The organism is Haliea sp., assembly GCF_041395985.1.
In the GTDB taxonomy this organism is placed as follows: Bacteria; Pseudomonadota; Gammaproteobacteria; order Pseudomonadales; family Halieaceae; genus Haliea.
The window spans coordinates 1-7,488 of sequence record NZ_JAWKZJ010000010.1; the positions used below are offsets into that span (position 1 = coordinate 1).

The window sequence follows — 7,488 nt, forward strand, 5'->3', positions numbered from 1 at the left end:
ATCCCGGGATTCGTTCCGACAGCGACATGCATACACTGGGCTACGATTTCAAACCCTGGATACACGAACGCGCCATTGCCGACGGCGCGTCGATTCTCGAGTACATCAACAGCGCGGCGGACGAATACGGCGTGCGCGAACGCATCCGCTTTCAACACAAGGTACTGCGGGCCCGCTTCAGCAGTGACACAGCGCGCTGGACACTGGACGTCGCTGTCACGGATGAACAGGGCGCGGTCCGCGAAGAGTGCTTCAGCTGCCAGTTCCTGCTGCTCTGCTCGGGCTACTTCGACTACGCCCAGGGACATGCACCGGCGTTCGCTGGACAGGATCGCTTCCGCGGCACCCTGGTGCACCCCCAGCACTGGCCACAGGAGCTCGACTACCGGAACAAACGCGTGGTGATCATCGGCTCTGGCGCGACCGCCATGACCCTGGTGCCGGCACTGGCCCGTGACGCGGCCCACGTCACCATGTTGCAGCGTTCGCCGACCTACGTCATATCGCGACCCAATCGCGACAAGCTGGCCAACCTGCTGCGGCGCTGCCTGCCCGAGCGCTGGGCCTATGCCATCACACGCTGGAAAAACACCACGCTGCAGCAGTGGGTGTACAGGAAGAGTCGCACCCAGCCGGAGCAGGTAAAGGCACAGCTATTGAAAATGCTGCGCAAGTCGCTGGGGCCGGACTTCGACATTGAGAAACACTTCACGCCCGCCTACAACCCCTGGGACCAGCGCCTCTGCCTGGTGCCCGATGGCGACCTGTATGCCGCCCTGCGCAGCGGCCGGGCGGACATCGTGACCGACCACATCGACAGCTTCACGGAAACCGGCATTCGCCTGCAGTCCGGTGAAACGCTGGAGGCCGATATCATCGTGACCGCCACGGGGCTGCAGCTGGTAGTGATGGGCGGCATCGGCTTCGAGGTGGATGGCGAAGCGGTAGACTTCGGCTCGTGCTGGACCTGGCGCGGCATGCTGTTTTCCGGGGTGCCGAACATGGCCAACACCTACGGCTACATCAACGCCTCGTGGACCTTGCGTGCCGACCTCACCGCCCGCTTTGTCGGCCGTCTGCTGAACCACATGGCCCGCTGCGGTGTCGCGCAGGTCACGCCCACATTGCGACCCACCGACAAGGACATGCCGGCGCGCCCCTGGTTAGATGATTTCAGTGCGGGCTACATACAGCGCGCGCTGCACCGGCTTCCCAAACAGGGGGACCGCGACCCCTGGCGCAATTCCCAGGACTATCGCAGGGACCGCAAAACCCTGCCGACGGCACCGCTGGATGACGGCAGCCTCGTGTTCAGCAACCCGACTCACGCAGTTCTGGACAAGACCGGCTAGGCCGCACTGCTCAGCCCGGGGCAATCACCCCATCCGCGGCAAGCTGCGCCAGCTCGTCGTCGTCCAGGCCCAGCAACCCCTGCAGGACATCCCGGTTGTGGCTGCCAAGATCGCCGCCGGGCCATTCCGTGCGTCCGGGCGTCCCGGCGAGGCGCGGCAGGATGGCGGGAATTTTCAGCGGTTTGCCGTCAATCTCCACCTGCTCAAACAGCCCACGCGCCTGATACTGGGGATCGTTGAGCATGTCGGCAACGGAGTAGATCGGGCCCACCGGCACGCGGGCCTCCTCCAGCACATTGATCACATGGGTCGAGGAATGCTGGCCGCACCAGAGCCCCAGCGCCTTGTCGATCTCCGCCTCGTGAAGCACCCGGCCGGCATTGTCCGCGAGCGCCGGGTCCGCCGCCATATCGGATCGCCCCGCTACCGTCATCAGGCGCTTGAAGATGGAGTCGCCGTTGCCGCCGATAACCACGTACTTGCCGTCGTCACAGCGGTAGGTGTTTGTGGGTACGATACCCGTCACCGTGGTGCCCGAGGGCTCGCGCACCACGCCGGCGCCGTCGTACTCGGGCACCATGCCTTCCAGCAGGTTGAAAATCGACTCGTACAGCGCCACGTCCACCACCTGCCCTTCGCCGCCCGGCTTAACGCGTTGCAGCAGCGCTAGGGTGATACCCAGTGCCGCATGCAGTGCTGCGACGGTGTCACCCAGGCTGATGTTGGGTCGCACTGGCGCCTTGCCTGGCTCACCGTTGATGTAGCGAAAGCCGCCAAAGCCCTCAGTCACCGATGCGTATCCGGGCTTGCTGGCGTAGGGCCCGGTCTGTCCGTAGCCTGAAATCCTGGCGTACACCAGCCCTGGGTTACGCGCCTTCACTACCTCGGGGCCAAGACCCCACGCCTCCATCGCTCCCGGGCGGAAGTTCTCCACCAGCACATCGGCGGTGTCCAGCAGCTGCAGGACCAGCTCCCGACCGCGCTCACTCTTCAGGTCGAGCGTAACGCTTTTCTTGTTGCGGCCCAGGCTGCGGTACCAGAGTGAGGTGCCGTCCTGCACCACCCGCCAGCCGCGTATGGGGTCGCCACCGGGCGCCTCCACCTTGATCACTTCGGCACCAAAATACCCGAGTATTGTGCAGGCAAAGGGCCCCGCCAGCAGCTGGCCCAGTTCTATTACCCGCAGCCCTTCCAGTGGCCTTGTCGCAGTTGTCACGGTTTCTCCCCCAGGCAAAAACCCGGATTATACCCACACCCGTGGCACAGGTCAGAGCGGAACCGCTGCCAGGCCAAGCACCACCAGCAGGGCGAAACCGGCGGTTACGGTGAGAATGGACAGCAGCGTTGTGAGCACAATCATATTGGATGCCAGTGTGCCATCGCCCCGCGCCGCTACCACCATCACAAAACTCGCCGCGGCCACCGGCGAACTCAGCAGCAGAAAAAGCACGCCCAACTGCATGGGCGCCACACCCAGCAGCAGCGCCAACAGCACACCAAGGGTGGGCCCCACAAGCAAACGCCAGCCCGCTGCTTCCCAGGTGACCGAACCGGCACTGCGCAGCAACGAGAGGCGCATGGCAGCGCCGATGCTCACCAGCACCAGCGGCAGGAAACCCTGCGACAACAGCTGACTGACAACGGGCGTAAAACCCGGCAGTGGTATGCCGGATACTGCATATAACATGCCTGCGCCAATACCCAGCAGCAGCGGGTTGCGCACCAGTCCAACCAGCAGCCCACCAAGAGAGCGGCTGCCTCCGTGCGTCACCTGCAGTACCCAAACCGCAAGCGCGTTATAGAGCGCCGTCATCACCGCGACCGGCAATGCCGCAAGGCTTAGCCCCTGATCGCCGTAGGCTGCATGGCAGAGGGCGAAGCCAAGTATCGCGAGGTTGGAACGAAAGCCGGCCTGCACAAACACGCCCAGCGTTGGCGGCGCAAAGCCCCGCCAGCGTGCATAGACCCAGCTGAGGCACAGGGTGAGCACCGTTGCCAGCACCCCCGCGAGCAGGTAAGTGGCGCCGCCCATGGCAGCAAAATCCACCCCGGCGGCGCTGATAAACAGCAGCAAGGGCAGCGCCGCGTTGAAAGCGAACTTCGAGATGGCCTGCACATGGCGCGGCTGCAGCCAGCCCAGCAAGCGCAGCACCAGGCCCAGCATCACCCAGCCAAAGGTGGGCAGGCTCACGGCCGCTGCGGTCAGGGTAAGTTGCCACAGGTTGAGGTCCGGCACAGCAGGCAAACGCGCGGTGCGCGCTAGGCCAGCTCGCGCAGGGTGTCGCCCAGCGCTTCCAGCAAGCTATCGATCTGGGCCTCTTCAATCACAAAGGGCAGACCCAATTGCACGGTGTCGGCCCCGTAGCGCACATAAAACCCTTTTTCCCACATGCGCATGGCCACCTCGAAGGGGCGCCGCGCCGGTTCACCGGGGTAATGCGCCAGTTGCAGCGCACCGGCAAAGCCATAGTTGCGAATATCCACGACATGGGGAGCACCCTGCAGCTGGTGCAGGGCAGCCTCGAAGTATGGCGCCATGCGCGCCACACGCTGCGGCAGCTGCTCCCGCTCCAGGATATCCAGGGCAGCCAGCCCGGCGGCACAGGCCACCGGGTGGCCCGAGTAGGTGTAACCGTGGGGGAATTCGAGCATGTAATCCGGCCCGCCCTGCGCCATGAAGGTGTCGTAAATTTCGGCTTTGGCAATCACCGCCCCCATGGGGATGGCGCCATTGGTGAGCTGCTTGGCCACGTTCATGATGTCGGGGACGACACCAAAGGCGTCGGCACCGGTCATCGCGCCACAGCGGCCGAAACCGGTAATCACCTCATCAAAAATCAGCAGGATATCATGTGCGGTGCACAGCTCGCGCAGTCGCTGCAGGTAGCCCACCGGTGGCGGAATCACCCCGGCAGAACCGGCCATCGGTTCGACAATCACAGCCGCGATATTGCTGGCGTCATGCAGGGCAATCAGCTCCAGCAGCTCGTCCGCACGCGCGGCGCCCTGCGCCGGCATACCGCGGCTGAACAGCGTATCCGGCGACAGGGTATGTGCCAGGTGGTCCGCTTCCACAGCTGGGCCAAACAGTTTGCGGTTGGGCCCGATGCCTCCCACCGAGATGCCGCCAAAGTTGACCCCGTGGTAACCCTTGGCGCGCCCGATCAGCCGGGTCTTCGCGGGCTGCCCTTTCAACCGCCAGTAGGCGCGGGCCATTTTCAGCGCCGTGTCGGCGGCTTCCGAGCCGGAGTTGGTGAAAAACACATAGTCCAGCCCCGGGGGCGTGAGGGCTTTAACGCGGTTGGCCAATTCGAAGGCTCCGGGGTGCCCGTACTGAAAGGCAGGTGCGTAGTCCAGAGTGAGCAGTTGGCGCTGCACGGCCTCAGCGATTTCTGGACGGTTGTGCCCTGCCCCGCTGCACCACAAACCGGACAGCCCATCAAGTACCCGCCGACCGTTGTCATCGATAAAGTGGACACCTTCTGCCGCCACGATCATGCGCGGGTCGCGCTTGAACTGGCGATTCCCTGTGTAGGGCATCCAGTGCGCTTCCAACTGCTCGCGGGTGAGTCTGTGACGGTCGGGCATGGCGGTCATGGTGTAAGGTCCCCAGGTGATTTGCAGGCATTCTAGGCCCTCGTGACAGATGCATAAATCATTATCTATCGCTTTTGAGATTCATTAAGATGAAACTTTACAGACAGCTCACAGAGGGAGTTTCACCGTGTCACGCAAGGCCCTGCTGGGCACCGTCACCGACAACGATCTGCGCCTGCTGCGGGTGTTTCGCGCCGTGGTCGCCTGCGGCGGCTTCGCGGCCGCGGAACTGGAGCTGAACATCAACCGCTCTACCATCTCGCGACATATCAAGGACCTGGAGGCACGGTTGGGGTTTACGCTTTGTCGCCGCGGACGCGGCGGTTTCGCCCTGACAGATGAAGGCGCCCAATTCCACCAGGCAGCAGAGAAAGTGGTCGCGGCTCTCGAAGACTACCAGCACGACGTCAATGACATTAACCAGCGCCTGACCGGCTCACTTGCTGTCGCCATTTTCGACAAAACCGCTTCCAACCCCGCCTGTCACATCGACCGCGCGTTCGCCTTGTTCGACGAGCGAGCTCCCGGTGTCCACCTGCAAGTGCACGTAGAGCCAATCAACGCCATTGAGCGAGGCGTCATTGAGGGCCGCTTTCATCTGGGTATCATTCCCGACCATCGCCCCTCCAGCAGCCTCATCTACCACACACTATTCAATGAACAGATGTACCTGTACTGCGGAGCAGGCCACCCGCTGTTCGGGCGCGCGGGCAAAGAGCTCGCAGACAGCGAGATCCTCTCCAGCAAATACGTGGGCATTGGCTATCACTCGCCCAATATGGAGGTGACGCGCCAGCGAGGTCAACAGCGCGACGCCACTGCCTGGGACCAGGAAGCCGTGGCCCACCTGATACTCTCAGGCAGATATCTCGGCTACCTCCCACAGCACTATGCCGAGACCTTCGTGCGCGCACGGCGCATGCGCGCACTGGCGACCGACCGCTTCCAGTACATCTGCCAGTTCAGCGCTATACTGCGCCAGTCGCCGCCGCCCAGCAGAGTGGTGGAAACGCTGCTGAGGGCCCTGACCGAGGTGCACTAATGCCTAAAACCACGCTGCAACTGTACATCGCCAACAAGAACTACTCCTCCTGGTCGCTGCGGCCCTGGCTGCTGTTGCACGCACTGGACATTCCTTTCCGGGAACACCTGGTGCCATTTGGCAGCGGCGGCGCGGACAACGCATTTGCCCGCTTTTCACCCACCGCCAAGGTGCCCTGCCTGCATGACGGCGACACCGTCGTATGGGACTCGCTGGCGATCACCGAGTATCTCGCGGAACAGGTGCCTGCCGTATGGCCCGCCGATGGGATTGCCCGCGCCTGGGCACGCTGCGCTGCCGCGGAAATGCATTCAGGATTTCAGGCTCTGCGCGATGTGTGCAGCATGAACTGTGGCATCCGCGTGCAATTACATGACGTACCCGCCCCCCTGCAACGCGACCTTGAGCGCATTGACTCGCTGTGGATGGAGGGGCTTGAGCGCTTCGGCGGCCCGTTTCTCGCCGGATCCGCTTTTTCTGCAGTCGATGCGTTCTACGCGCCCGTGGTGTTCCGGCTGCAAACATACCGATTGTCGCTGTCCGCGGACTGCAACGACTACGTCAAACGCGTATTGGCCCTGCCCGGCATGCAGGCATGGTACGCCGCTGCGTTGGCGGAAACATGGCGCGATGAGGCCCACGAGCAGGACGTGAAACGCGTGGGCCGGACGCTGGAAGACCTGCGTGCATAGATAGCTGCGCAGGGCAGGCACTTTACCGAGCCGATCTCATAGCCTGAGCTGCATGAACTGGCTGTGGGGGTCATCTTCATATCCCGCAAAGGGGCCACAGTAGATGAACCCATGGCTCTCATAGAGTTTTCTCGCGGGCTCAAAACCGGGCTGACTCCCGGTCTCCAGACTGAGCAGGCGATAACCTCTCTGTCGCGCCACGGCGATGATGTGTTGCAGCAGCACACGCCCGGCACCGCGCCTGCGCCTCGCCGAGGGCGTTCGCATCGATTTGATCTCTCCGTGCGTGAGATCGATTTCCTTCAACGCCCCACAACCCATCAAGAGCCCGTTCTCCCAGGCCGTCCAGAACGTGATCTCTGGCTGCTTCAGCCGCTCCAGGTCCAGCGCATGCACGCTCTCTGGCGGGGACCATTCGTGCATGTTGCGCAGATGCTCCTGCAGCAGTGCGATCACGTCACTGGCGGTGAGGTCGTCTTCCCTGATCTGCATGACTATCCCTCGCGCTCACTGTGAACCAGCGTCTTTTCGAAACAGATAAAAGGACGACTTCTCCGCGGGAACACCACTTCACCCGCCTCCCGATAGCCGCGCGAGCGATACAGTGAGAGTGCAGCCGTATTGGCTGAGTAGGCATCCAGGCGCATAGCATCGTGCTTAAGGGAGCTGGCGTAGCGCTCGGCAAACTCCATGAAACGCCCGGCATAACCCATTCGCCAATAGTCCGGATGCACAACCAGATGGTGCACCACCAGGGCGGCCCCGCCATGACGCCAATTGCACGACGCGTACTCCGGTGGCTGCA

General features: G+C 63.0%; 8 protein-coding genes. 3 read left to right on the forward strand and 5 right to left on the reverse strand.

Annotated elements, in window-relative coordinates; translation table 11 throughout:
* Positions 1-1,352 (forward strand): flavin-containing monooxygenase (locus R3E49_RS15890; RefSeq protein ID WP_371295946.1); only part of this gene is annotated, 1,352 nt, incomplete at its 5' end.
* 10 nt (positions 1,353-1,362) lie between these two features.
* Here R3E49_RS15890 and R3E49_RS15895 read toward each other — a convergent pair.
* From R3E49_RS15895 to R3E49_RS15905, 3 genes are read right to left on the reverse strand one after another with little or no spacing between them, the layout of a single operon-like run.
* The gene (locus R3E49_RS15895) at positions 1,363-2,568 is read right to left on the reverse strand and encodes a CaiB/BaiF CoA transferase family protein (RefSeq protein WP_371295947.1); all 1,206 of its coding nucleotides are present in this window, start codon (positions 2,566-2,568) and stop codon (positions 1,363-1,365) included.
* Positions 2,569-2,619: 51 nt separating this feature from the next.
* Positions 2,620-3,588, reverse strand: coding sequence for an AEC family transporter (locus R3E49_RS15900; protein WP_371295953.1), 969 nt, complete (start codon positions 3,586-3,588; stop codon positions 2,620-2,622).
* 23 nt (positions 3,589-3,611) lie between these two features.
* Positions 3,612-4,949 (reverse strand): aspartate aminotransferase family protein, encoded by a 1,338-nt coding sequence (locus R3E49_RS15905; RefSeq protein WP_371295948.1) that lies wholly within the window; start codon positions 4,947-4,949, stop codon positions 3,612-3,614.
* A 127-nt stretch (positions 4,950-5,076) separates the two neighbouring features.
* On the opposite strand from R3E49_RS15905, the gene R3E49_RS15910 reads away from it, so the two are divergent.
* Together R3E49_RS15910 and R3E49_RS15915 are read left to right on the forward strand one after the other, a co-directional pair.
* Positions 5,077-5,991: a LysR family transcriptional regulator gene (locus R3E49_RS15910; protein ID WP_371295949.1), complete on the forward strand. Its 915-nt coding sequence runs from the start codon at positions 5,077-5,079 to the stop codon at positions 5,989-5,991.
* A complete protein-coding gene (locus R3E49_RS15915) occupies positions 5,991-6,683 on the forward strand; it encodes a glutathione S-transferase family protein (protein WP_371295950.1) in 693 nt (230 codons plus the stop codon). Before R3E49_RS15910 ends, R3E49_RS15915 begins: the two co-directional genes overlap by 1 nt.
* A 36-nt stretch (positions 6,684-6,719) precedes the next feature.
* On the opposite strand, the gene R3E49_RS15920 is transcribed toward R3E49_RS15915, so the two are convergent.
* Together R3E49_RS15920 and R3E49_RS15925 are read right to left on the reverse strand one after the other, a co-directional pair.
* Positions 6,720-7,175: a GNAT family N-acetyltransferase gene (locus R3E49_RS15920; RefSeq protein ID WP_371295951.1), complete on the reverse strand. Its 456-nt coding sequence runs from the start codon at positions 7,173-7,175 to the stop codon at positions 6,720-6,722.
* A 2-nt stretch (positions 7,176-7,177) separates the two neighbouring features.
* A partial coding sequence (locus tag R3E49_RS15925) for a GNAT family N-acetyltransferase (protein ID WP_371295952.1) occupies positions 7,178-7,488 on the reverse strand: 311 nt, incomplete at its 5' end.